This is a genomic window from Streptomyces sp. NPDC031379 (assembly GCF_055569615.1).
Genome location: NZ_JBVIIT010000009.1, coordinates 245,674 through 268,873 on the forward strand (window position 1 = coordinate 245,674; position 23,200 = coordinate 268,873).

10 protein-coding genes and 2 pseudogenes are annotated in these 23,200 nt (G+C 68.5%); 7 read left to right on the top strand and 5 right to left on the bottom strand.

Translation table 11 applies throughout. The annotated features are described in order from the left end of the window. The first annotated feature begins 277 nt into the window (after positions 1-277). On the top strand, positions 278-862 hold the full coding sequence (locus tag ACZ5CW_RS15995) for a hypothetical protein (protein ID WP_468601545.1): 585 nt from the start codon (positions 278-280) through the stop codon (positions 860-862). Between the two features lie 195 nt (positions 863-1,057). Here ACZ5CW_RS15995 and ACZ5CW_RS16000 read toward each other — a convergent pair whose 3' ends face one another. From ACZ5CW_RS16000 to ACZ5CW_RS16010, 3 genes and pseudogenes are all read right to left on the bottom strand, one after another. Beyond that, on the bottom strand, positions 1,058-1,645 hold the full coding sequence (locus tag ACZ5CW_RS16000; RefSeq protein WP_468601602.1) for a TerD family protein: 588 nt from the start codon (positions 1,643-1,645) through the stop codon (positions 1,058-1,060). 57 nt (positions 1,646-1,702) lie between these two features. Next, positions 1,703-5,689, bottom strand: a pseudogene (locus ACZ5CW_RS16005) (biotin/lipoyl-containing protein); the annotation flags it as partial. Between the two features lie 1,135 nt (positions 5,690-6,824). Next, positions 6,825-7,724: a LysR family transcriptional regulator gene (locus ACZ5CW_RS16010; protein ID WP_468601547.1), complete on the bottom strand. Its 900-nt coding sequence runs from the start codon at positions 7,722-7,724 to the stop codon at positions 6,825-6,827. Between the two features lie 507 nt (positions 7,725-8,231). Here ACZ5CW_RS16010 and ACZ5CW_RS16015 point away from each other — a divergent pair. From ACZ5CW_RS16015 to ACZ5CW_RS16025, 3 genes are all read left to right on the top strand, one after another. Then, the gene (locus tag ACZ5CW_RS16015) at positions 8,232-9,263 is read left to right on the top strand and encodes an MBL fold metallo-hydrolase (protein ID WP_468601549.1); all 1,032 of its coding nucleotides are present in this window, start codon (positions 8,232-8,234) and stop codon (positions 9,261-9,263) included. A gap of 148 nt (positions 9,264-9,411) precedes the next feature. Further along, positions 9,412-10,182 carry an SDR family oxidoreductase gene (locus ACZ5CW_RS16020; RefSeq protein WP_468601551.1) on the top strand — a complete coding sequence of 257 codons (771 nt, stop codon included), beginning with the start codon at positions 9,412-9,414 and terminating at the stop codon, positions 10,180-10,182. A gap of 98 nt (positions 10,183-10,280) precedes the next feature. Next, the gene (locus tag ACZ5CW_RS16025; protein ID WP_468601553.1) at positions 10,281-12,077 is read left to right on the top strand and encodes an acyl-CoA dehydrogenase; all 1,797 of its coding nucleotides are present in this window, start codon (positions 10,281-10,283) and stop codon (positions 12,075-12,077) included. A gap of 134 nt (positions 12,078-12,211) precedes the next feature. Here ACZ5CW_RS16025 and ACZ5CW_RS16030 read toward each other — a convergent pair whose 3' ends face one another. Further along, positions 12,212-14,593 (bottom strand): glycosyl hydrolase family 18 protein, encoded by a 2,382-nt coding sequence (locus ACZ5CW_RS16030; protein ID WP_468601604.1) that lies wholly within the window; start codon positions 14,591-14,593, stop codon positions 12,212-12,214. A gap of 525 nt (positions 14,594-15,118) precedes the next feature. On the opposite strand from ACZ5CW_RS16030, the gene ACZ5CW_RS16035 reads away from it, so the two are divergent. From ACZ5CW_RS16035 to ACZ5CW_RS16045, 3 genes are all read left to right on the top strand, one after another. Further along, complete coding sequence (locus tag ACZ5CW_RS16035; protein ID WP_468601555.1) at positions 15,119-16,228, top strand: Vgb family protein; 1,110 nt, start codon at positions 15,119-15,121, stop codon at positions 16,226-16,228. An 861-nt stretch (positions 16,229-17,089) separates the two neighbouring features. Next, a complete protein-coding gene (locus ACZ5CW_RS16040; protein WP_468601557.1) occupies positions 17,090-20,239 on the top strand; it encodes a hypothetical protein in 3,150 nt (1,049 codons plus the stop codon). A gap of 130 nt (positions 20,240-20,369) precedes the next feature. Then, complete coding sequence (locus ACZ5CW_RS16045; RefSeq protein ID WP_468601559.1) at positions 20,370-22,721, top strand: hypothetical protein; 2,352 nt, start codon at positions 20,370-20,372, stop codon at positions 22,719-22,721. A gap of 73 nt (positions 22,722-22,794) precedes the next feature. Here the strand turns inward: ACZ5CW_RS16045 and ACZ5CW_RS16050 are convergent. Beyond that, positions 22,795-23,000, bottom strand: a pseudogene (locus ACZ5CW_RS16050) (IS5/IS1182 family transposase); the annotation flags it as partial. Between the last annotated feature and the right edge of the window lie 200 nt (positions 23,001-23,200).

Consider the following 23,200-nt stretch of genomic DNA (forward strand, 5'->3'; position numbering starts at 1 on the left):
ATCTTCGGGCGTCCGGGACAGTCCCGGCCCGTCCGCGCTGCGCCAGCCCTGGCGAACGGGCCGTGTCCCGGCCCCAGACACCGCCTGTGACCAGCGAAGACAACCCAGGACCGTCCGGGACGCCACAGGGCATTGCCGTGCCTGCGACCGCTGGGAAACGCTTCTTCCACCGCCCCGCACCACCCGGCCGGCGCCTCGCTCAGGCGCCCCCCGCTGCGGGTGCCGGGCCGCGCCTCGAGCGCACCTCACTCCACCTGCTCACAGAAGGAGCATCAGCATGCGCAGCACACGAACCCGGCGGAACCGTCCTGTGGTGATCGGGGCTCTCGTCGGCAGCTTGCTCGCCGTCGGCGCCGCCGCCGTTGCCGCCAACGGATCCATCACCGACTCCTCAGCCAGGGGCACCGACACGGTCGTCAACGCTGCCGCGGGAGACCCGCGGCCGGCCGAGGAAGCCGGCTGCAGGACCGCCACCTCGCATTACGAGGTCCGCAACCACGTGGTGAACATCAAGACCGCCGACCTCAGGATCCGCATCACGCGGTGCGTCGACTCCTCCGGCAAGTTGACGGCAAGCACCACCACGCGCATCTTCGCCACGACGACGACAGCCGGCGACGCGCTCTACGGGGTCACGGTCACCCCGGAGACCACCCCCGCCATCGTCAAGGCGACGGACAGCCAGTACGTCCTGCAACAGAACGTCGAGCACAAGACCTGCCTGGGAACCAAGTTCGGCCCCTGGTGCGACCACAACATCATCACGTTCACCGTCACGGTGAACACGACGGGGCCGCAGTGGGAGATCAGCTCCAGGGACACGAGCCGCGACGACGACATCGTGTCGGCCGGACAGGAGTAGGCAAGGGCAGGAAAGCCGACCCCCACACCCATCAGGCGCGGAGGCCACATCATCCGGAGCGCCCCGGCCGGCTCGCTCGCCGGCCGGGGCGGCGCTCGAGGACACCCCTCTCGGCCTGTCGACTTCGGAGAGCAGCCGGCGGGCCAAGACCATGTCCGGCCGGGTCCGGGGCCGTCCGCGTCGGCGAGGGAGGCGTCACAGGGGCTGCCCTGGCAGGAGGGCGTCCACGCCGAAGTGCTGGGCGATGCCGGCCATGCCGGTGGGGTGGCCCTGGAAGTCGGCCCGGAACTTCCACCGGGCGCCGCTGCGGTACAGCTCGCCGAAGATCAAGGCAGTGTCAGCGGGAGTGTGCTCGGGGAGGTCGTAGCGGGCGATCTCAGTCCCGTCGGCCTGGTCGATGAGGCGGACGTAGGCGGTGCGGAGCTGACCGAAGTGCTGGTTGCGGTTCCTGGCGTTGTAGATGTACGTCGGAAAGACGATTCTTTCGATGGCGTCGGGCAGAGCGGCGAGGTTGATGTAGACGGCCTGTTTGTCGCGGGTGTGACGCAGGCGGTTGCCGCTGGCGTGGACGATGGTGCCGTCGGGAGTTTGTCTGCTGCCGGAGACGAAGTGGTCGGTGGAGTAGACCTGGTCGCGGGTGTCGACTGCGATCGCGCACGCGTCCAGTGCGAAGAAGACGGTGTTCAGGTGCCATCCGAAGCCGACGGTGACCGCAGTGATGCCAGGTGCCAGCGTCGTGACAGGAACGCCGTCGTCGCTGGCCTGCCCGGTGCCCGGGCTGATGTAGCAGAGGGCGGCTCCGACTTCGACTGTCTCGTCTTCCGGCACGGTGATGTGGTGCAGGGTGCCGGTGGCGTTTGCGGGGATCTCGGTGTCGACTTTGTCGGTGGAGACTTCGACGAGGGGTTCGTCGATCTCTACGCGGTCGCCTTCTTGTTTGAGCCAGCGGGTGACCGTGCCTTCGGTGACGTTCTCACCCAGGGTCGGAAGTGTCACCGCTACCAGGTCGTCAGGCGGTGTGCAGTCCTCGGCGGAGGCAGCCGGCGGCTGGATGTAGCAGAGGGCGGCTCCGACTTCGGCGTCTTCGTCCTCCGGTACGGCGATGTGGCGGAGGGTGCCGGTGGCGTTTGCAGGGATCTCGGTGTCGACTTTGTCGGTGGAGACTTCGACGAGGGGTTCGTCGATCTCCACGTGGTCGCCTTCTTGTTTGAGCCAGCGGGTGACCGTGCCTTCGGTGACGTTCTCACCCAGGGTCGGCAGTGTCACCGCTACCAGGGCGCCGGGCAGGGGCCGTCCCGCGCGGGTGATGTCCGGATCGAACTCGGGGCGGAAGGCCTCGGCCAGGCATGTGTCGACGTCGTCGCGGTGTTGAGGGTGGAGTTCCTTGAGCAGGGTCCCGATCTCGGCACGCCCGCCGGACAGCTGGTTGGAGACGGCGAACCGGATCAACGGCGGGAGATCCGCAAGAGGACGTTGCCGCAGAGCGGCCCGGATGAGCTGGGAGGCCGCTGCCTTGGCCCCCTCGGAGAGGGTCTGCCGGGCAATGACGAGGATGTCGCGTTCCTCCGGCAGCGTGGCGGCGATGCCGAGGATCTCGCGGGCGAGTTGCGAGCCTTCTGGGAGATCGGCTTGGGCGATGACCAGGTTCGTCAGGTGGGCGACCTTATGGTCCTCAGGCGGTTGCAGCAGCCGGGCACGCAGCGCTGACGGGGCGGAGGTGAGAACGCGAAGAATGGCCGTGACCTGGGGCTTGCTGGTCTGCGCGATCAGGTTGTGCGGGAGATGCTCCAGGACGGTGAGCAGTGTCCGTTCCAGCACCGCTCCCGAAATCTGGGGGAGCACTTTGTTCCAGGGCATGGCGTGGTTGCTGTAGATGGTCGACAGCAGGATGTCGTCTGCCCGTGTGTCGGGACCTTGGGCCGCGTAGTAGGTGAGCGCCTGGGCCAGCTCTTGCGGGGTTTCCGCCGGAGGCCACGGCGCTGTGCCGGAGTCTTCCGCGGCTTGAGCGAGCAGCCAGCGGGCCTGGTGGTCGTGTCCATGCCGGGCCAGGGTGCCGGCGCTGGCACGAGCTGCGCCCGCAGGGTCTGTGCCTGCCGCGCGGACGAGGGCCAAGGACAGATGGCCCTGGCCCTGGGCGGAGAGGGCCGTGACGAGGAGGGCGTACTGAGCAGCGCTGCTGTGTTGCACGATCTGCGTGATCAGCTCGTCCTGCGCCGACGGGGATGCCAGGTGCAGGGCTGTGCCGAGTTCGGCTGCCGATGCCGTACCGGCCAGCCGGGCCAGCAGCCAGGTGGCGTCGTGACGCAGGTTGCCGACCCACAGGTGGTCGGCGAGGTCGACGGTCTTCGCCGGCTCCATCGGCAGGGTGGTGAGCATGAGCTGCACGAAGAGGGAGCGGCCCTGCTGGTGCAGTTCGACGGCCAGTTCCGCGGTCAGGTTGGCGGACCGTGTGCAGGCGCCGGCCAGGAGGCATTGCGTGGCCCAGCCTGGAAGATGCTGGTGCAGGGCGGCCGCCATCTCGGTGGCGGGGAAGCGAGCCCGGGAGCCGGCGTCGTGGAGCAAGGTCGAGGCGGCATGGTGATAACGGCGTTCGTTGAGATCTCTTGCCACCCGCACGACCGCTGCCAGCGACGGCGCCCCCATACTGACGTAGGAGAGCAGGGTGCTTTCCTCATATCCGGCTCGAAGAAGTGTGGCGACCACGTCCGTCGCCCTCTCCGTGGACTGCCGCACGGTGTGGCCCAGCAGCTGGCGAGCCAGGTCGCCGTCCGTATTGCCGAGTTCACGGAACAGAGCGACGACGTACTCGCTCTCGCGTCGTGCCCCGCTCAGAAGCAGCGCGGTGACGGCGTCACTTTCCCCCTCCTGCGTCGCCGGCGGCAGCCAGGCGGCGGCCTGGACGGTGAGGGCCGCCAGCAACCCTGCCGGTGCTGACGCCCCGGTCGCGGCGAGCAAGGCTCCGAGGGCGGCGGGAAACTGAACCGTCACGTGAGTGATCAGCTGCCACGCATGCTCACTGCGCTGATCGAAGAAGACGGTCAGGAAGTACGGGAGCGATCGACTGACGTCCGTATGGCCGGCGAGGAGGCTGGCCGTCTCCGCGACCGATGTGATGGGGGCCCGTGCGGCGCATGCGAGGAGTTCGGCCGCCATGGCACCCGTCCGGGCGTCTTCGGTGGCCATGAGCAGAGCGCGGCAGAGGGCCACTACCGCGGACGGTTTGCGCTCAGCCGCGGCCTCGAGGGCGAGCGCGGTGAAACGGCTGCCGTCAGGCAGAGAGGCGAAGCTCTGCAGGAGGGGCAGGATCTCTCGGGGATTGCGGTGCGTAACGGCATCCCTCAGCAGGCTTTCTGCCTCTTGCAGACGCCCGCCCTCTGCCAGCAGGGCCAAAAGGCCCGCTACGTCGGCCATGGACCGCCGGCGCACGGCGGCGTCCAGCAGCCTCATGGCCTGTACCTGTTGCTCCAGGTGCAGCAGATGGTTGAGCAGGCTGGGCACATCGGCCAGGGCGGCGGCATCGAAGAGCAGCCCCATCTCCGTGATCGCGTCATCGCGTTCCAGGGCCTGCAGGAGGTCGGCCACGACCTGGGGCGGCTTCTGGCCCGCGTGGCGTAAGAGTTCCTCCCTCTGCGGCCAGTATCCAGCATCTCCCAGGGCCTGGATCAAAGCGGCGACCTGCTCGCCAGAACGCCCGGCAGCAGTGGAAAGAACGAAGGTCACCGCCTCGCTGTCATCAGCGTCAGCCAGATCGGCCACGAGATCGGCCACCGCCGTCTCGGCGCCGAGCAGCGCCTTCTCAAGCAGCCCCCGGTGCCGGCCGTCCTCCTGCTCCGAGAACGAACCGCCCCCGGCCGGGCCCGCCGTCTCAGCCCCTACCAGCAACTCCTCCTCGGCCAACTGGTCCTGCGCCCGGCGTACGGCGGCCTTGGCAGCGGAGACTACGGCGTCCTCACTTCTGGCGGCTTCGAGTTCCTGCTGCAGCTCGTCCCGTTCCCGGAGCGCTTCCTGGCGGGAGGCCCTGACCACCCTGAGTTCCTCCGCCAGAGCTTCGGCACTGGCCACTTCCTCCAGCAGCCGCTGCTCGGCCTCGGTACGTTCACGTTGAGCCTTCGCCGCCGATTGCTCGGCGGCTCTACGCGCGGCATGTGCGGTGGCCACCTCTGCCCGCAGTCTGAGGGCCTGTTCACTCAGCGCCGCCTTGTGGATGGCGAGTTCCGTCTCCGTGTCGACGAGCAGCTGCCGCATCTGGGCCAGCCGAGCGACATCCCGGCTCTTGTCGCGCTCGAGACGTGCCAGCCGCGCCCTCGCCGCTGCGGTCGTCTGGTTCGAGCAGTGCAGGACCCAGTGAGTCTGGACCAGCTCGCCCTTGAGCGAGCGTTCGGTATCCCGCCTTCGCTCGCACTCGGCCTGATAGGCCTGACATGCGCTTTCTGCCATGAACAGCTGGAAGAGAGCGGAATCCTCGGCTTCCACCGCCCGCAGATGAGCGAGCAGCAATTCCTGGCGCCGAGCGGGCTCCAGGGCCTGGCCCGGCTCGCCCTCGACGAGCCTCAACAGGGCGTCGACCTCGGCGAACGTGGGCAGCTTCTTCGCCGACGAGATACGGGACACGGCAGCCGTGCTGAACTCTTCCCCCAGCGCGAGGCTGATCTTCCTCTGCGTGAAACCCCGCTTCTTCAGCGGGTCGAACATGAGTTCACGCATCAGCTGGACCAGCTCCCAGCGTGACTTCGGCACGACCTTGGGATCGAGTTCAGCCGGGGGCCGCCCTACCGGCCGCACCTCGATCTCACCAGGCTGCCCGTCACCCGGCGCTACCTCCACCATGCCCCCACCCCCACAGCCTCCCGCACCCGACGACTCAAGCCAGTCAAAGGTGGACGAGGCCGACTCACATGCCCCTACCGACAGTCTCACCCGGAAGTCGGAGACCGCCGATCAGGAGCTCCCAGCATGCTCGATGGGCTTGCCGCCCGCAGACACTTCCGCCAACCCCGCCGCACCGACCTCCCCACGCACCCGATCCACGCCAGGTACTGCACCTGCCGGTGAGAGACGGGAGGCCACCGCGCACCCCCCGCCTCTCACCAGCCCAGGACATCACCCCAAGGGCGGCATTCCCCCACCACCCCGGCCGCGAACCAGCTCCATCAGAGCCTTGACCGCCTCACGCCCCCCGGGCCGGGAAGCCGCATACACGATCAGGAACGCGACGACGACGGGGAGGAGGTACTCCACCGGGATGTAGCCGCTCACCCCCGGGGGCTGCTCCACAGTGACCGGCGCCTGGACCGGGGCCTGTGGAGCAGACACGGTGGACTCGACTGCCGTCGGTTCCGGCGTCGCCGCCGCCGCCGGGGCAGCGAGCCCCAGACCGGTTACGGCCAGGACCGCGGCACACACCCACCCGCGGAGCACCTTGGTGCTGCGCCGACTGCAAGAGGAAAACGATGATGCGTGCACACCAAAGAAAGACATGCTGCCCCCTCCTGATTTTCCTTTCGGGAACCGTCCTGGTTCCGAACGTGAATCCATAATGAAGGGGATGGGAATTATTCAGAAGAGTGGTAAATGTTTATGCAGGGGGGAGTTAATTAACGAGCGATGGTCCGGTGAACCGCAGCAATTCGCGAGGATTCGCGACAGGTTCACCCGGCTCCAGGGCCCGCGCCTGCGGGCCGGCTGCCGCACGGGGCAGGTCGCCCAGGTTGATACGCACCTGAATCAACCGCTGAACTGGGGAAATGATCCGGGGTGGTTCCCGTCGCCGGCTCTCGCCCCCGGATCAGGCAGAGCATGCGAATCTGGGGCGCGGCACGCTTGTCCCGTGAGCGGCTGCGGTCACATCGACGACTTGCTCAGCGAAATTCAGGGGCATATCTGTCGCCCCGGCTCTCTCTTTGGGCCGGCGTCAACTGGCCAACCCGGTGATCGGCGTCGCCGCTGCAGGCGACCTGAGTCGTCAAGCGCGTTCGATGGCGGCGCGGACCTCGGCGATCAGGCGCGTGATCAGAGACTGCGGAGCGCCGTCGTTCCACACCACTGCGAGGTCGAAGGGCTTCGCGTCCGCGACCTCGATCCAGCGCACGTTGCCGGCGGGCATCAGAGCGTGCAGCGGTTGTGGGGCGAACCAGATGCCGCGGCCGCGGCCGACTTCCAGCAGGCAGTCCTCCATGTGGGGCACGACCGGGCCGTATGGTGCGGGGCGGCCGTCGGGTCGGGGGTCCGCGAGCCAGAACCGCTCGGCCTCCGGCGACGCGAGGACATCGGGACGTACGACCGGATCGTCGGCAAGGTCGGCGAGCGTCAGGGTGGGACGGTCGGCCAGCGGATGGCGGGTGGACAGCACCACGGCTCGGGGATCAGTGCGGACGACCGCGGTGTGCAGCCCGAAGTCACCGACCGGCAGCCACATGAAGGCCGCGTCCGCACTCCCGTCCACGAGTTGCTCGAGTTCCTGCCGGGGGCTTCGCACGCCGTTCAATGTCACCTGCAGCCCGGGGACCGCCGCCTCGAGAGCGTCGGCCACATCGACGGCGAACAAGGTGGTGGCGGCGGGACAGCAGGCCAGACGAAGGGTGCCGGTCTCGGCGTTGGCCACGGCACGGACCCGTGCTGCCAGGCGGGCGACGTCGTCGATGACGGTCGCGCCGTCGGCGGCGAGTTGCTCTCCGGCGGCAGTGAGCAGCACGCCGCGTGAGGTGCGCACCAAGAGGTCTACGCCCAGGGAGCGTTCCAGCTGCCGCACATGTGTCGACACCGCCTGTTGTGTCAGATGCAGCGTCGCCCCGGCACCGGTGATGGACCGCTTGTGGGCCACTACCAGGAACGAACGCAGGTGCCGAAGGTCGATGTCGCTCACGTCGAACACCCTAACGGCCACAACGATCTACGGTGCCCGGCACAAGATTTCGCTGTTTCCTCCAAGAGCGTTGCCGATTCAGAATCTTCCTGCAGACCGGAACGGCGCGCTACCGGAACAGCGGGCTGATGCGCCGCAGCGCGGATGAGTGCCCGGTGCGGCGCGCCGGTCGCCGCGGCCTGAGGCGGAAGCCATCGAAGACAAGCTCAACGCCATGACAGCTCAACGCTACGACAGCTCAACGCTGTGACAGGGGAGGCCCAGTGAGCACGACCGACCGTCCCGCCCTCGGGGCGGACTTGCTTCACCACATGGAGCGCCAAGCCGTGGTCGAGGTGTGCACGCGTTCTTCAGCTTCTACGGCGACGGGACCCTGGACGAGTCCCGGGTCCACGCCACCGTGGAGGAGGTGACCGGTGGTCCGCCCCGCCCCTTTCGTGTCTGGGCCCTCGCCCACCGCGGGGCCTTCACCGTGCCCTCGCACCCCCGACATCACGAAGGCTCCCGATGAACCAGCGACTGCGGCGCCTGCTGGCCGCGACCTCCGCCACCGTATGCGCGCTCGCGTCGGTGGTGGGCTGTTCCAGCGGCGACATCTCCGAGGCGGCCGCCGGGAAGGCGGCGCGGCCTGGACGGTTCGCCTCACCCAACCCGGGTTCCGTCAACACCTACTGGATCCAGGCGCCGGAAGGCCTGGTCCTCGTCGACACCCTGCGCACGCCGGCCGACGCCCGGAGGGCGATAGCGGAGATCAGGAAGACCGGCGAACCCGTCGCAGCCATTCTGCTGACCCACTCCCATCCCGACCATGTGGGTGGGGCGGGCGCCTTCCACGTGGCCTTCCCCGATGCCCCCGTCTACGCGTCCAGGGCGACCGACAGGGCGATGCGGGAGGACAGGCGCGGCTTCTACCCGCTGGCCCGTTCGGCGAACCCCCGCTTCCCCTCCGAACTCAGCTACGCCGACCGGACCTTCGAGGACGGCACACCGTTGCGGGTCGGCGGTCTCCGCTTCGAGACCGCAGACTTCTCCGAGGGTGAGTCCGACACCGCGACCGTCTACTACCGCCCCGACACCGGCGACCTCTTCTCCGGTGACCTGGCGGCCAGGAAGGTCACGCCCGCGCTGATCGAGGGGCACAGCTGCGGCTGGCTCGGGATCCTGGCCCAGTTGCGCCGGCGCTTCCCCAGGGCCGCAACGATGTACCCGGGGCACGGGGCCCCGGGTCCAGCCCGCGCGCTGATCGACGACCAACGCCGCTATCTCCGGCGGGTCCGCGGCCTCGTCCGGTCGGCCGTTGCCCCGGACTCCCCCGAGGGCGGCACGGTCACCGCCGACGAACAGCGAACGATCATCACCGGGATGGAGCGCGCCTACCCCGCCCATCCGCCGGTAGCGGACCTTCCGACCCTCGTGCCGGAGAACATCAAGGCCGTCGCCCGGGAGCTGACCGCCGAGGATGCCGGCCAGGTTCGCGCCGTCTGCGCGGACCAGACGCACAAGGGCGCGGACACGCTGCCGGCACCGGCGAGCACCTGAGGTCACACTTCATCGCGGGGCGTGCCGGCCGTCCTCACGGGCGCCGGGGGAGGGTGCAAGGGTTGGACAGCTGCTAAGCGACTGCTTAGTATCTGGCCTGGGTCGGGAACAGCCTGCCCGCGCCGCCCCTCCCCCTCAGGAGTCCACCGTGACCTCACTGTTCTCCCTGTCCGGCAAGACCGCCCTCGTGACCGGCGGTTCCCGGGGCATCGGCCTGATGATCGCCCGGGGCCTGGTCGAAGCGGGAGCCAAGGTCTACATCAGCTCCCGCAAGGCGGAAGCCTGCGAGGAGGCCGTGCGCGGGCTTTCCGGTCCCGGCCAGGCGGTCGCGCTGCCCGCCGACCTGTCGCGCGAGGAGGAGTGCCACCGACTCGCCGCAGACATCGGCGAGCGGGAGGAGCGGCTGCACATCCTGGTGAACAACGCCTGCGCCACCTGGGGCGCGCCCCTGGACGAGTTCCCGGTCAGCGGCTGGGACAAGGTGATGGACCTCAACCTGCGCAGCCCCTTCCTGCTCACCCAGGCCCTCCTGCCGAAGCTGCGCGCCGGCGGGTCGACGCAGGACCCTGCGCGGATCATCAACGTCGGATCCATCGACGGCCTGCACGTCAGCCCGACCTCGGCCTACTCCTACGCGGCCAGCAAGGCGGGCCTGCACCACCTGACCCGCGTCCTGGCCAAGGAACTCGGGCCACAGGGCATCACGGTGAACGCCATCGCGCCCGGCCCCTTCGAGTCGAAGATGATGGCCGCGACCCTGGACGCCGTGGGCGAGGCGATCGCCGAGGCGGCTCCGCTGCGCAGGATCGGGCGGCCGGACGACATGGCGGGCGTCGCCGTCTATCTGGCCAGCCGTGCGGGTGCCTACGTCACCGGCGCCGTCATCCCCGTCGACGGCGGCCTCGGCACCACGGTCTGACCGGCCGGCGACAGCTCCCCTCGCACGAGCAACCCGAACCCTCGCACAGGCAACCCGAACCCTCGCACAAGCAACCCGAACCCGAGAAGAAGAGCACCATGGCCTCCCTCCTGCTCTCCCGCCGAGACCTCGACTTCCTGCTGCACGAGTGGCTCGACGTCGAATCCCTGACCGCGCGCCCCCGCTTCGCCGACCACTCGCGCGAGACCTTCGACGCGGTACTGGACCTCAGCGAGACGATCGCCGCCCGGCACTTCGCCCCGCACAACAAGAAGAACGACACCCAGGAGCCGCGCTTCGACGGCGAGCGGGTGCACATGATCCCCGAAGTCGAAGAGGCCCTGAAGGTCTTCGCCGGCGCCGGCCTGATCGGCGGGGGCATGGACCACGAGGTGGGCGGCATGCAGTTGCCGAGCGTGGTGGCGAACGCCTGCTTCGCCTGGTTCCAGGCAGCCAACGTGGGAACGGCCGCCTACCCGTTCCTCACCATCGGCAACGCAAACCTGCTGCTGGCCCACGGCACCCCCGGGCAGATCGACACCTATGTCCGCCCGATGGTCGAGGGCCGCTTCTCCGGGACCATGTGCCTGTCGGAGCCACAGGCGGGCTCCTCGCTGGCTGATGTGCGCACCCGCGCCGAAGAGGCCGGCGACGGCAGCTACCGCCTGTTCGGCAACAAGATGTGGATCTCGGGTGGCGACCACGAACTGACGGAGAACATCGTCCACCTGGTCCTCGCCAGGATCCCCGGCGGCCCTCCCGGCGTGAAGGGACTCTCGCTCTTCATCGTCCCCAAGGTCCTGGTGGGGGCCGACGGGACGCTCGGCGAGCGCAACGACGTCACCCTGGCAGGCCTCAATCACAAGATGGGGTACCGAGGGACGACCAACACGCTGCTGAACTTCGGTGAGGGCGTCTTCCGGCCCGGCGGGGCCCCCGGTGCCGTCGGCTTCCTGGTCGGGGAGCCCCACCGCGGGCTGTCGTACATGTTCCACATGATGAACGAGGCCCGCATCGGTGTCGGACTCGGTGCCACAGCGCTCGGTTACACCGGCTACCTGCACGCCCTGGACTACGCGCGCACCCGGCCCCAGGGGCGCCCGCTCATGGCCAAGGACGCCACCACTCCCCAGATCCCGATCATCGGGCATCCCGATGTCCGGCGCATGCTCCTCGCCCAGAAGTCGTACGTCGAAGGCGCGCTGGCTCTCATCCTGTACTGCGGGCGGCTGCTGGACGACGAGCGCACCGCCCCTACGGCCGACGAGCGGGCCAGGGCCGGGCTTCTGCTGGACATGCTCACCCCGATCGCGAAGAGCTGGCCCTCCCAGTGGTGTCTGGAGGCCAACAACCTCGCCATCCAGGTCCACGGCGGCTACGGCTACACCCGCGAGTACAACGTCGAGCAGTTCTACCGGGACAACCGCCTCAACCCCATCCACGAGGGGACGCACGGTGTCCACGGCCTCGACCTGCTGGGCCGAAAGGTCGTCATGGACGGCGGCGCGGGGCTCCGCCTGCTCATCGAGACCGTCTCCACGACGACCGCCCGCGCGGCGGCCGCGGACGACCAGGTCGCCGCCTTCGGACGGCAGCTGGACGCCTCCCTCGCCCGCGTCGCCGCCGTGACGCGGCGCCTGTGGGAGGCCGGGGACGCCGAGACCGCCCTCGCCAACGCCTCGGTCTATCTGGAGGCCGTGGGACACGTCGTGGTCGCCTGGATGTGGCTGGAGCAGATGCTGGCCGCCGCCGGACGCAGCGACGCCTTCTACGAGGGCAAGCGCCAGGCGGGCCAGTACTTCTTCCGGTACGAACTGCCCAGGACCGAGGCGCAGTTCGCGCTGCTGGAAAGCCTCGACCGCACCACCCTCGACATGCCGGCGGACTGCTTCTGAGCGGTGCACCGTCGGCTGTCACGCAGGTAGGCCGGCTCGGTGGGGTGGGGGACCCGGGCGGGCGGTGCGCCGCCCACCCGCCCGGGAGCCGCACCGCGGCGCCGGGCACCGCCGTGCCGGGCACCTCGGTGCGGCTACTTCAGTCCGTCGTTCAGCGCGGTCATCAGCTGACCGTTCGGCGTGTCGCCGGACATCTCCCAGACGAAGCCGCCCAGCAACCCCTTGGACTTGATCCAGGCCGTCTTCTTCCCGATCGACCAGGCGTCGTCGAACGTCCACCACTGGCCGCCCGGACCGGTGTAGCCGTACGTCGACACGGACTGCTCGTCGTGACGCACGGCCATGGCCGGGAAGCTGGTGATCAGGTTGTTGTAGCCGCGCACCCCGGCCTCGGTGTCGAACTGGCCGGGCGCCGCACCGCCCGCGTCCTGCCACTCACCGGCGACCCCGCCGTCGGTCACGCCCTGCCAGCCGCGCCCGTAGAACGGGAAGCCCACCGTCAGCTTGCGGGGGTTGACCCCGGCATCGAGATAGACCTTGATCGCGTCCTCGACGCTGAAGTGGAAGGAGTACGGGTCCTGCGCGTCGGTGTACAGGTTGGAGGCGTGGCCGGTGCGCTTGGGCTCCCAGGAGTTGTCGCTGCCGGCGCCGTGGAGGTCGTACCCCTGTACGTTGGCGTAGTCGAGCGAGTCGAAGATCCGGCTCAGGTCCCAGCCGGCGGAGATCTTCGCCGGGTCGGCCGGGGTGAAGGCGGTCAGCAGCCGGTGCCCACCGCCGAGCGCGTCGAGCTGCTTGCGGAACTCGGCGAGCAGCGCGGTGAGGTTGGCCTTGTCCTGGGTGCCGTAGTGGTTGCCCGGATGTCCTTCGGAGCCCGGCCACTCCCAGTCGATGTCGATGCCGTCGAAGATCCCGGCGGCCGTGCCCGGGCCGCCCGCGCCGTTGTAGACGGGCAGATCACCCTTGATCCACACGTCGACACAGGACTTGACGAACTTCTCCCGGGAGGCCTGCGTGGCAGCGGCGTCCGAGAAGAACTTCGAGTACGTCCAGCCACCGAGCGACACCACGACCTTCAGCTTCGGGTACTTGGCCTTGAGTTTCCTCAGCTGGTTGAAATTGCCCCGGAGTTTGCCCCAGCCGTCGTCGGCGACCCCGTCCACCGACTGCCCGGCCGGCATGGGACGCGCGTAGTCGGCGTCCGCATCGCCCGCACCGGTGCCCTCGTCGGGGTCCTGAGGGTTGCCGGAGACGCCCTTGGTCACTCCCGCCTGGCAGGTGAGGTTGGCCGGGTCCAGGTTCTCGAAGGCATAGTTGATCACGTCGAGCCTGGCCGCGGCGCCCGAGGTGTCCAGGTTCTTCACGAAGTACTGGCGGCCGTAGATGCCCCACTGCGCGAAGTAGCCCACCTTGAGCTGCTTGCCCTGTCCGGCCACGTCGTCGGTGGTGGCGGACACCGTGTTCGACGCCGGTGAGGTGTTGTCGGCGGTGTCGCGGGCCTTGACGGTGAAGGTGTAGGCGGTGGCGGGGGAGAGCCCGTCGGCGGTGGCCGTCGTGGTGTCCGCGCCGACGGTCTTCGCCAGGGTGCCGCCGCGGTACACGTCGTAGGCGGCCACGCCCACGTTGTCGGTGGACTTGTCCCAGGCCAGGCCGACGCTGGAGGAGGTCCTCCCGGTGGCCCGCAGATGGCCGGGGGCCGTCGGTGGTGTCGGGTCGGTCGCCGGATCGACGGTCCTGACGGTCAACGGGGCGCTCGCCGGTCCCACGTTGCCACGCGTGTCCTTGGCGCGCACGGTGAACGTGTAGCCGGTCGCCGGCCTCAGGCCGCTGACGGTGGCCGAGGTGCTGGTCGCGGTGGCCACGGTGTCCGAGCCGCTGAGCACCTCGTAGGAGGCCACAGCGTGGTCGCCGCCCTGCGCGGCGGCCCAGCTCAGCGCGACCGAGTGCGCCGTGACCGCGGTTGCCTTCGGCGTGCCGGGAGCGGTCGGCGGGAGGTCGGGGGTGCCGTCGCACTTGTCGCCGTCGACGGTGCAGCCCGTCGGGGTGCCGATCGGCCCGTTGGCGATGAACCAGTAGCTGTACGGCTCGGTGCTGCCGCCCGCCGGGACGTTGGCGTTGTAGAAGGCGTTCTTCACGGTCACGTGCCGCCCGGAGACGGTCGCGTCACCGTTGTAGTGGCCGGTGACGGAGACCCCGGCCGGCAGGTCGAACTCCAAGCTCCAGCCGCTGACGGCAGCCGAGCCGCTGTTGCGGACGATGTAAGTACCCTTCCACCAGGAGCCGTTGTCCTGGAGGATGAACGTCGCCGTCAGGGTCCCGGCCGCGTGGGCGGGCGCGGCGAGCGTCGTGAGAAGCGCGAGCGGCAGGAGCAGTGCGGTGCCCAGGGCGGCGATCCGCCGCCCCGACCGGGCACCGCGACGCCGGGCCTCGGGTCCAGGGCCGGTGCCGGGACTCCCGAAGAGTGCTCCGAGCGGGCCTTTGCGAGACAGTGCGCGTGGTGGTCTGCGCCGGTGGAACATGGCTCTCCCTGTCATCGTGGGGTGGTACAGGGGCGAGGTGAACCGTGCGTGCGCGTTACCTGACTGAGGCACACAACGTAGAAGGTCTGGACCAATGCGTCAACGGGTCCGGCGGCGCACGACCGATCCGGCGACGCGGATGCGCACACCGGCGAACCTCGCCCGGTGCGCCACCTCCAGGCGCGAGGCCGAGTCCCGCCGCCGCGCCATCGCCGACCGCCGAGCAGCCGGAGCAGCCGACCGACGGCAGTATCAAACGCCCCGGCCGGACCAGGCCACGACCCAGTCGATAGCTACCCCGACGAACCGCTCCCACCTGGGCAGCGCTGCGACGTCAAAGGCTTACTCCTGACGCCTGACGTGCCTGACGTGCCTGGCACGCCGCCGGGGTGATCCGCCCCCCGGCCGGCTACGGCAGTCGGCTGGTTCGCGGCCGACTCGGTGGCGCGGGCCGGGCGGTCCCGAGCGTGAGCTGATAAGCCGTCACTGGTCACTCTCCTGTCGCTCACCGCAAAGGGGCTGGTCATGCCGGGCACGCCGACGATCCGACGACGACTCAACCGCCTGTTCGCCGCGTCCCTGGGCGCGCTGCTCGCGATCGCGATGCAGGCCGCTCCCGCCCGGGCCGACGTGGGGGACGTGACGGAGTACCCGATCACGACCCCCGAGAGCTTCCCCGCCGGGATCACCGCGGGACCGGACCGGGCGCTGTGGTTCACCGAGTCGAGTGCCGACAAGATCGGACGCATCACGACCGGTGGCACCGTCACCGAGTTCGCCGTACCCACCGGGTCGAGCTTCCCCTTCGACATCACGCAGGGCCCCGACCGCGCCCTGTGGTTCACCGAGGGCGCTGCCGACAAGATCGGGCGGATCACGACCGCGGGCGCGGTCACGGAGTTCCCCCTGCCCGTAGCGGGCAGCTTTCCCACGGGCATCACACTCGGTGCCGACCGCGCCCTGTGGTTCACCGAGAACGGTACGAACAAGATCGGACGGATGCGGCCTGATGGAACCGTCACCGAGTACGCCATCCCCACACCGGACAGCTTCCCATACCACATCGCCGCCGGCCCCGGCGGTGTGTGGTTCACGGAGCTGATCGCAGGCAAGATCGGCCGTGTCGACTTCTTCGGCCACGTGACCGAGTACCCGCTGCCCACCGGGTTCGAGTTCCCGTCCGACATCGCGGCCGGCCCGGGCGGGATGTGGTTCACCGCCTCCAGCCAGATCGGACGGATCACCCAGTCGGGCACCATCACGCTCTTCCCCCGGCCGAACCCGGGCGGAGGTGCCGACGGCATCACCCGCGGTCCCGAAGGGAACATGTGGTACGCCGACCAGTTCGGCCACATCGGGCGGATCACCCCGACGGGGGAGATCACCGAGTTCCCGGTGCCGGGCGGCGCGGACAAGGTGCCCTTCAACATCGCGACCGGGCCTGACCAGAACGTCTGGTTCACCGAACTCCTCGGCAATGCCATCGGCCGCGTCCAAGCCCTCCCGGGCCGGAGGTTCGGCCCGAACGCCACCGCCTCGCAGCCGGCCCCGACGGGTCCGCGCCACGAGCGCCCCCGCCGCTGGCTGCCCTGCGGCACCGGGACACCCCCAGGGGCGGCCCCGTTCTGCCACTGACGGCACGTCCGGGCCCGGCCCCCTCCAGTGCGCGCTCGGCGTTCGAGGGCGAACTCCAGCCCGTCCGGCGGCCCCCAGGGGGTGTCCTCAAATGTTCTTGGGAGGCGGAACATGGGGTCGTGATACGGCGCCGTGAATTGTCCGACGCCGAGTGAGAGTTCGTCCGGCCGTGGCTGCCCGAGACGTTGCGGGGACGCAAGCGGCTGGACGACCGCGGAGTCCTCAACGGGATGGTGTTCAAGTTCCGCACCGGGAGCGCTTGTCGGGTCGTTCCCGACCGGTACGGCCGTGGGCCACGCTCCCGCGAAGCATTCCTCAAACTCGCCTGCTGCTTGATCACCCACCGACAGCTCGGCTCATTGTGGTAGCCGTTGTCACACGACAACGACGAGGCCGCGCTCTGCCGAGCCGAGGCATGGCAGACCGAAATGACGTGTATGGCCGCCAGACGTAGGCTGCATGTAGCGATGAAATATCTGCCGTGACTAGTCATGGCAATGATCCCGAGACCGTCCTCGCATACCTGCGCTGCAGAGGGGGCGCACGATGGAGATCGCCGGTCGGGTCGAGGTCCAAGGATCAGGAGCACCTGTCGCCGGAGTCATTGTCGAGATCTTCGATGTGTCACACTCAAGCCGAGCTCTCGGCAATGGAGGTTTGCTGCGCAAGGACGACGCGGAATGGGTCGTCACGCAGCCGAGTCTTGGATCGGACGTCACAGGAGAAGACGGATCCTTCCGTATCCGAGGCCCAGGCGGACGCTTAACAGTCCCACTCGCCACCGCCGTATTCCGAGCCCAGCGCTCAGGTGACAGAGGCCGCACTGTCGAGGACCTGCTCCACCTCGTAAACAGGGTGCGCATGGCCATGGAAGGGACGCACAGCAGCGTCATCTCCATTCCTCCAGATGCTTTGCGCGACGTGCCGCCTGACAGCGCGTCGGCAGATCGTATTTCTCCGGGCTCTGGTCCGGCCGCCCTAGGGACGGCCACGGAGTGGGCTGCCTCCCTGCGTTTCGTACGGGAGGGCGTGGGAAGCGCCACAAAGGAAGCAGCCGATAAGAACCGTGGGGCGCACGAGCAGCGGCTCATCGACATCGCCGACGCCCTGTCCCATCGGGCCACGGCCCCGCTGCGACTGTCCGACGGCTCGCTGCCAGACACCGTCCTCCAGCCCCGGCAGCGGGTGCGTCCCCGCGCCGAGTCGCTCCTCGATGCCGCCCTGCGAACACGTGCGCAGCAGGTCACTGCCAAGGCTCTGGTGGACATCACGGAGGCCGACGCCGCCCGACTGCTGGACAGCAGTGGGGAGCCGCTCTCCTCGGTGTCCCAGGGCGACATCGAGCGACTATTGTTCGGGGCCGACCACACCCATGGCGCCGCTCCGCGTCATCGGCGGGACATTCTGGAGGTGGCCTGTCGGCTGCGAACGCCGCCCCAGGACCGCTGCCCATCCGCTGAGGACGGCAGTCCCCCGACCAACGGCGGCGGGCCCGAGCCAGCCACCGGCGAGGCCACGCTCTCCACGCTCAAGGAGTCGCTGGCCCGGCTCCTCAAAGCCACAGAGGAACTCGCCATCCCGGAAGGCGTCACCTCGCCGCGTGCTACGGCACAGCGGATCGGCAACGATCTGCATGCCCTCACGCTCCGCAGCGGACCGGCTGACTCCGTCGCCCAGTTCGACTTCGACCGGCTGCTGCTGGCCTCGGATCTGCCCGTACGGCACCACCCGGACATCATTGTCGTCGCCGAACTCGAGTGGGCTGCACGCGCCATACGGGAACTCGGCGGTGATCTCGATGTCCACTTGCGCCGCGGAGCCGACATCGTAGAGGCGATCAAGGCCGAATCGGCCCTGCTCGCCGCTGCCGACCCTTGGGCAGCCGATCGTGCGACACCGCCCAATCGGATGTTCGCCTTCGGCCCCCTGGGCATCGTTGAGGACATAGTCGATGAGGCTGTCGACTTCGCGGGGGACCTGGCCGGAGGCTCTGGAGGCTCCACCCGGCGACGTGGTTCACGGGATCACCGGCACCCGAAGAGCCCCGCTTCGCCATCGCCACGAGGCCGGGACCGCTTCGCCGACCTCCGCAAGCTGCTCGTCGAACTGCAGCGGATGCGTTCCAGTGACTACGGATTCACTGCCTTCGCCACCGATGAGGAAGGCGGGGCCGCGACCTTTGGGCTCCTGTTGGGCTACCGGCAGCGCTGGGAGCCGCGCGGGTACCAGGCGGGCGAGCTGGTGAAGACCGTTCCGCTCGGTCCGAAGTCCACTGTGAAGTACACCGCGCGACGGAAAACCGGACGGTCTTACAACGACAAAAGGGCTCAGGCAAGCGAGTCTGCCTACAGCAATGAGAGTCAGGACGTGCAGCGCGATGTCGCCAAGATCGTCCGGAATGCCAAGCAGACGACCTCCTTCACGCTGACCAACCAGGCCGGCGGCGAGATCCCTGGCATTGGCTCGGCGAGCAGCACGAGTGTTTGGCAGGCCGGTGCCGAGCGAACGTCGGAATCCACCAAAGAGTCCTTCCGCGAAGCGACCCGGAAGCACGCCGAGCAACTCAAGCAGAGTTCATCGACGGAGGTCGTGCTGAGCGCCACGGAGGAAGAAGAAGCCCAGGAGTCCAGCGAGGTGACCAACCCCAACGACGAACTGGTGGTCACCTATCTCTTCTACGAGCTGCAGCGAAGGTTCCGTCTCTCCGAGCAGCTGCAACAGGTCACGCCCGTGGTTCTGATCGCACAAGAGCTTCCCAGGCCCAGCGACATCAACGAGGAGTGGGTGATCCGCAACGACTGGGTGCTCCGCCGTATCCTCCTCGACCCGACGTTCATGCCTGCCGTCGACTGGATGTCCTCCGGGAAGCTGGCCGCGGACTACGGTGCGGTCGAGGAATTGGAAGCGCACCTGAACCAACAAGCAGACCTGGTAAAGAAGCTTCAGCTCCAATTGGAGGCGCTCCGTACAGCCCAGTTGGTACCCGATCCCCGTAATCTGGCGGAGATTTTCAAGGCAAGGATCTACGACCAAAAGTACGGACCCGCCGAGTGGCGGCAGGATGAGCAGCGGGTGCGTGAGGTCTTCGGGGAGGACGTGGCCGAGCGCCTCGCCATGCGCCGGCGCTCAGAGGAGCAGGTCGAATCAGAACTGCAGCGCGAGACCGGGCGGCTCGAGAAGGCCACCGATGCCTACAACACTGCCTTCACGTCGTACGCGACCGAGGCTGTGCAAGCCGAGCGCGCCCTACTGCACTTCAAGGAAAACATCCTGTACTACCAGCAGGCGCTGTGGGATCACGAAGGACGCGACCAGCGCTACCTGCGGCTGCGCGACACCCTCGTGCCGCGCGTGCAGGGGTCCGTCCAGTACCAGCTGCGAAAGTCCGATCGGCCACCCCGACCTCCCACTTGGCTACCGCCCTTGGAGGTCGAAATCACCGCCAACCTCAGTGTCCGTGGGGAACGGCCCCTTCACGAGATCGCCGACCTCGCGACCCCGCTCGGCTACCTGGGCAACGCGATCGTCTACCCGCTGGTCGCCTGGGACCCACTGGTCACCTTCTTGCTCGCCCCTTCGTCTAACGCCCTCACAGGTGTGAGCGATCCCGACGACTGGGCGAACCTGACCCTCGCCGACTTCGACCGGCTCGTCTGCTGCCTCAAGGAGCATCTGCCCGAAGCTGAGTTCAATGCCTTGGTGCCACGCATCGAGGAGGCCTACAAGGCGAGAATCGCCGACCCCCGCCCTGACACGGAGGAGATAGTCCTCCCCACCGGATCGCTGTTCATCGAGGCACTCCCGGGCGCCCACCCCGTGCTCGAGGACTTCAAGCTCCTGCACCGGGCCATGGACGTCCAGCAAGTGGCCGCAGATCTTGTCACCAAGCGACTCCAGCAACTCCGCCTCGCCGCCCGGCTGGTGGCGGAAGAGCTTGAAGACCCCGACATCGACAAGAAGATCATCATAGAGGGCGGTGACTCCACGATCGTCCCGACGGACGGCACCTAGCAACACATACAGAGAGCCAGCCGAGGACCCAATTGTGGCGTTTCCTGACAGCGAGAGCACCGAGTCGACCACCGGCCCCCGCGGACTCGCCCGGCCCCCTGCTGGGCAACGCGGCACGAATGACCGGGGATTGGGCGCCGCCGACACGGCGGAGTCCAAGATCGACGAGGTCACGGCACGCATCATCGAGGCCGGTACAACCCGCCTCGACCTGCGCGAAGCGCTGATCGGCATCCCCGGTCTACTCACGGACGCCGTGAATCTTGATCTAAGGACCGGCCCCAACGCCGGCCCACGCACCCGCAGAGCGGCGGCGCGGGCCCTGTTGGGCTTGCACCAGCACCTCAGCAGCAGAGCCGCGGTCGCCCGCAAGGACCGCGATGGTGTTCTCCTGTACGAGGGCGCGTTCCGCGGGCTTCAGCCTTGGACTGAGGCACGTCCCCGAAAGCTGTCGGACATCTCCCCTTTCACCGAGACAGCAGTGTTCCGCTGGAAGGAACTCGCCGAGGCTGCGTCTCCGGCCAAACCGTGGCCGCGCGCCCGGCCGACCGGCTCCCGTGACACCGCCGCACGGACAGCCCCCGCTGCACCACCACCAGGCGCGGGCGCGGTTGCTCGGCCGCGGCTCGGCTTCGCCCCGTCAGCGCGCAGCGGCGAGCACATCACCGTCTTGCGCATGTGGATCCCCAAACGCCACGACATGGTGGTGGGGCCTGAGCCTGCAGCCAGCCGCAGGCGGGCTTTCGTCGCCGTCCTCGAGGCCGTGCTCCAGCAGCTCAGCCCGTACGCGGACGATTCGGATATCGTCGCGGCAGCCCATCGGATGGCCGATGCCGGCACCATCACCTTGACGCTCGACTGGGCCGATGTGGATCCGCTCGCGGTGGGCGAGGTGTTCCCCCTTCAGGTGGACGAGACTGCTTTCCGACTGATGCAAAGTCAGAGTGGCCTTTTCCTGTCGGACGCGCTCTTCGCCGCACGATCGGAGACTGCGGAGTCGCAGATGCAGGACTGGCTGGACTCGCTGTTCCACGGGCGGCCGAAGACGAGTGCGCGCGAATTGTTGGCAGGCCTGCCTCCTGGCGACCGAGTGCTCTGGGCCTGGGCCGTCATACTCAACCGCGCCAGCCGAGCGAGGTCCGACCCACGGGCCTACCAGCCGGGGCGCGTCCACGCTGGCGGTCTGATGTTCGTCTGCTATCCGCGTGGGCCGTCGGCGCCCCATGACCAGATATGGATGAGCCCCGACGGCCGGCTCTTCCACATCGACGAGCGCGGACTTCGCCTCGAAGCTCTGCGACAGGCAGTCGTATCGGCACAGGGCACGGTGATCCTCGGCTACGCGATGATCGCCTTCTCGATCGCGATTCTCGCCGCACCTGAGGCCGCCGCACTCGTCGGCAAGGCTGCGGGTGCGCTCGGGCGGCTCTGGGGCATCGCCGCCGTTCAGATCCAGGGCCTGATACTCAGCGGACGGTGGCCCGATCTACTCCAGATCCTCGAGATTGCAGTCGATACCGCAGTGGACATCTATCAAATGGGTTGGTGGGGCTTCCTGGAGTCCCTCCGGACCCCGGAAGGCTTCCTTCGGCTCGTCTACAACCTGTGCGTGCTGATCGAGATGGACCAGGCGAATCTCGCCCCTACCCGTCGGCGCACGGAAGGCCGCGGGGAACCGGAGCCCCCTTCGGGGCCAGCTCTTCGAGCGGCACCTGGCGAGCAGCCCCTGACACCAGGCCAGGCTCCGGTCGCCACCAGACCGGCTGTGGGCCGCCCACCCAGTGGTTCCACCCCGCTGCCCGCCAGAGCCGCCCTCGGCACCACATCGACTGGAAACCGGCTCGCCGGGCCCTCCGGTGGTCCACCTGCAGGGCCGCCCCCTGGAGGTCCACCTGGACGCCCTGGGAAGACACGCCCGCCCCAGGCAAGCCGGGAACGGCCAGCTCGGGAACCGATGACCAGGCAGGACGCCAGAACGTTGGCTGTCGGCATCAGCCCAGTAGGCACCATGCGCGCGTTGCTCAAGAAGCTCGACTTCCGCAGCAAGGGGTTCTTCTTCGAGGAATGGGTCGAACACCACATCCTCCTCTGGCGAAAGACAACACTTCGTAAGCAGCTCACCATCCGGGCCGCCGACAACCCTGGCCTGGAGATGCGAGCCGATGAGCACCGTCTGGACTTTCTGCAGCTCGCTGACGGCGTCGTCCACGACACCAAGGCCGCCACATCGCCACGAACGAGGCTGGACGAAATCCAACTGGAGGATTACCAGGCGATGCTGGAATGGTGCGCCAAAGGCCACACGTTGAAGGCCGTCGACGGCACCTCGGCCAGCATCACCGACGTCTGGTATCTCTTCCCTTCACGGGAGTCGGCCCAGCTCCGCGGCGCCGGGGTGCGCGTTCAGTACGGCATCGGCGTCCGCTACATCGACGACGACGGACAGCTCCAGGAACTTGCACCGTCCCGGGAAGGAGAGTGAACACACAAGTCCGAGCCCCAGGGACCGGGCTCGGGTTCTCAGAGGTACTGACAAAGCCGCTGCACGTGCCGCAGGTGATCAGGCAGGTGGCGACCCGGAGCAAGGCTTCGTGGATGTCGTCGCGTCGCTCCCAGCGGATGCGTTGGCCGGGAATCCGCGGAGCCAGGAGATGGTCCGGCGGAAGATGCCCAGGCCCGTGCCGTGTGGCTGGTCTCGTTCGGCGATCACGGGACGGATGCCGCGCTGGCGGAGCAGCCGCCGGTACTTGTCGTGGTCGTAGGTGACCGCCGCCATACTCGTCGGAATGCTGGGCTGAATCAACGCGACGACCTCAGCGCTGCTCACTCGAGCGTCGGTACTGGGGCCGTAGCGAGCGCCGGCCAGAGCGCAGCGGCGTGGGTGCCCCCTCTGCGGGAGGCGGGCGGCGGGAGCGTGGCGGCAGGCCGCTCGTCGACGCGCCGCGGTCGCGCAGCACGGGC

Excerpts from the sequence above, each read along its gene's own strand:
- ACZ5CW_RS16030 (WP_468601604.1), bottom strand. The coding sequence starts at position 14,593 with ATGTTCCACCGGCGCAGACCACCACGCGCACTGTCTCGCAAAGGCCCG.
- ACZ5CW_RS16035 (WP_468601555.1), top strand. The coding sequence starts at position 15,119 with ATGCCGGGCACGCCGACGATCCGACGACGACTCAACCGCCTGTTCGCC.
- ACZ5CW_RS16015 (WP_468601549.1), top strand. The coding sequence starts at position 8,232 with ATGAACCAGCGACTGCGGCGCCTGCTGGCCGCGACCTCCGCCACCGTA.
- ACZ5CW_RS16040 (WP_468601557.1), top strand. The coding sequence starts at position 17,090 with ATGGCCATGGAAGGGACGCACAGCAGCGTCATCTCCATTCCTCCAGAT.
- ACZ5CW_RS15995 (WP_468601545.1), top strand. The coding sequence starts at position 278 with ATGCGCAGCACACGAACCCGGCGGAACCGTCCTGTGGTGATCGGGGCT.
- ACZ5CW_RS16025 (WP_468601553.1), top strand. The coding sequence starts at position 10,281 with ATGGCCTCCCTCCTGCTCTCCCGCCGAGACCTCGACTTCCTGCTGCAC.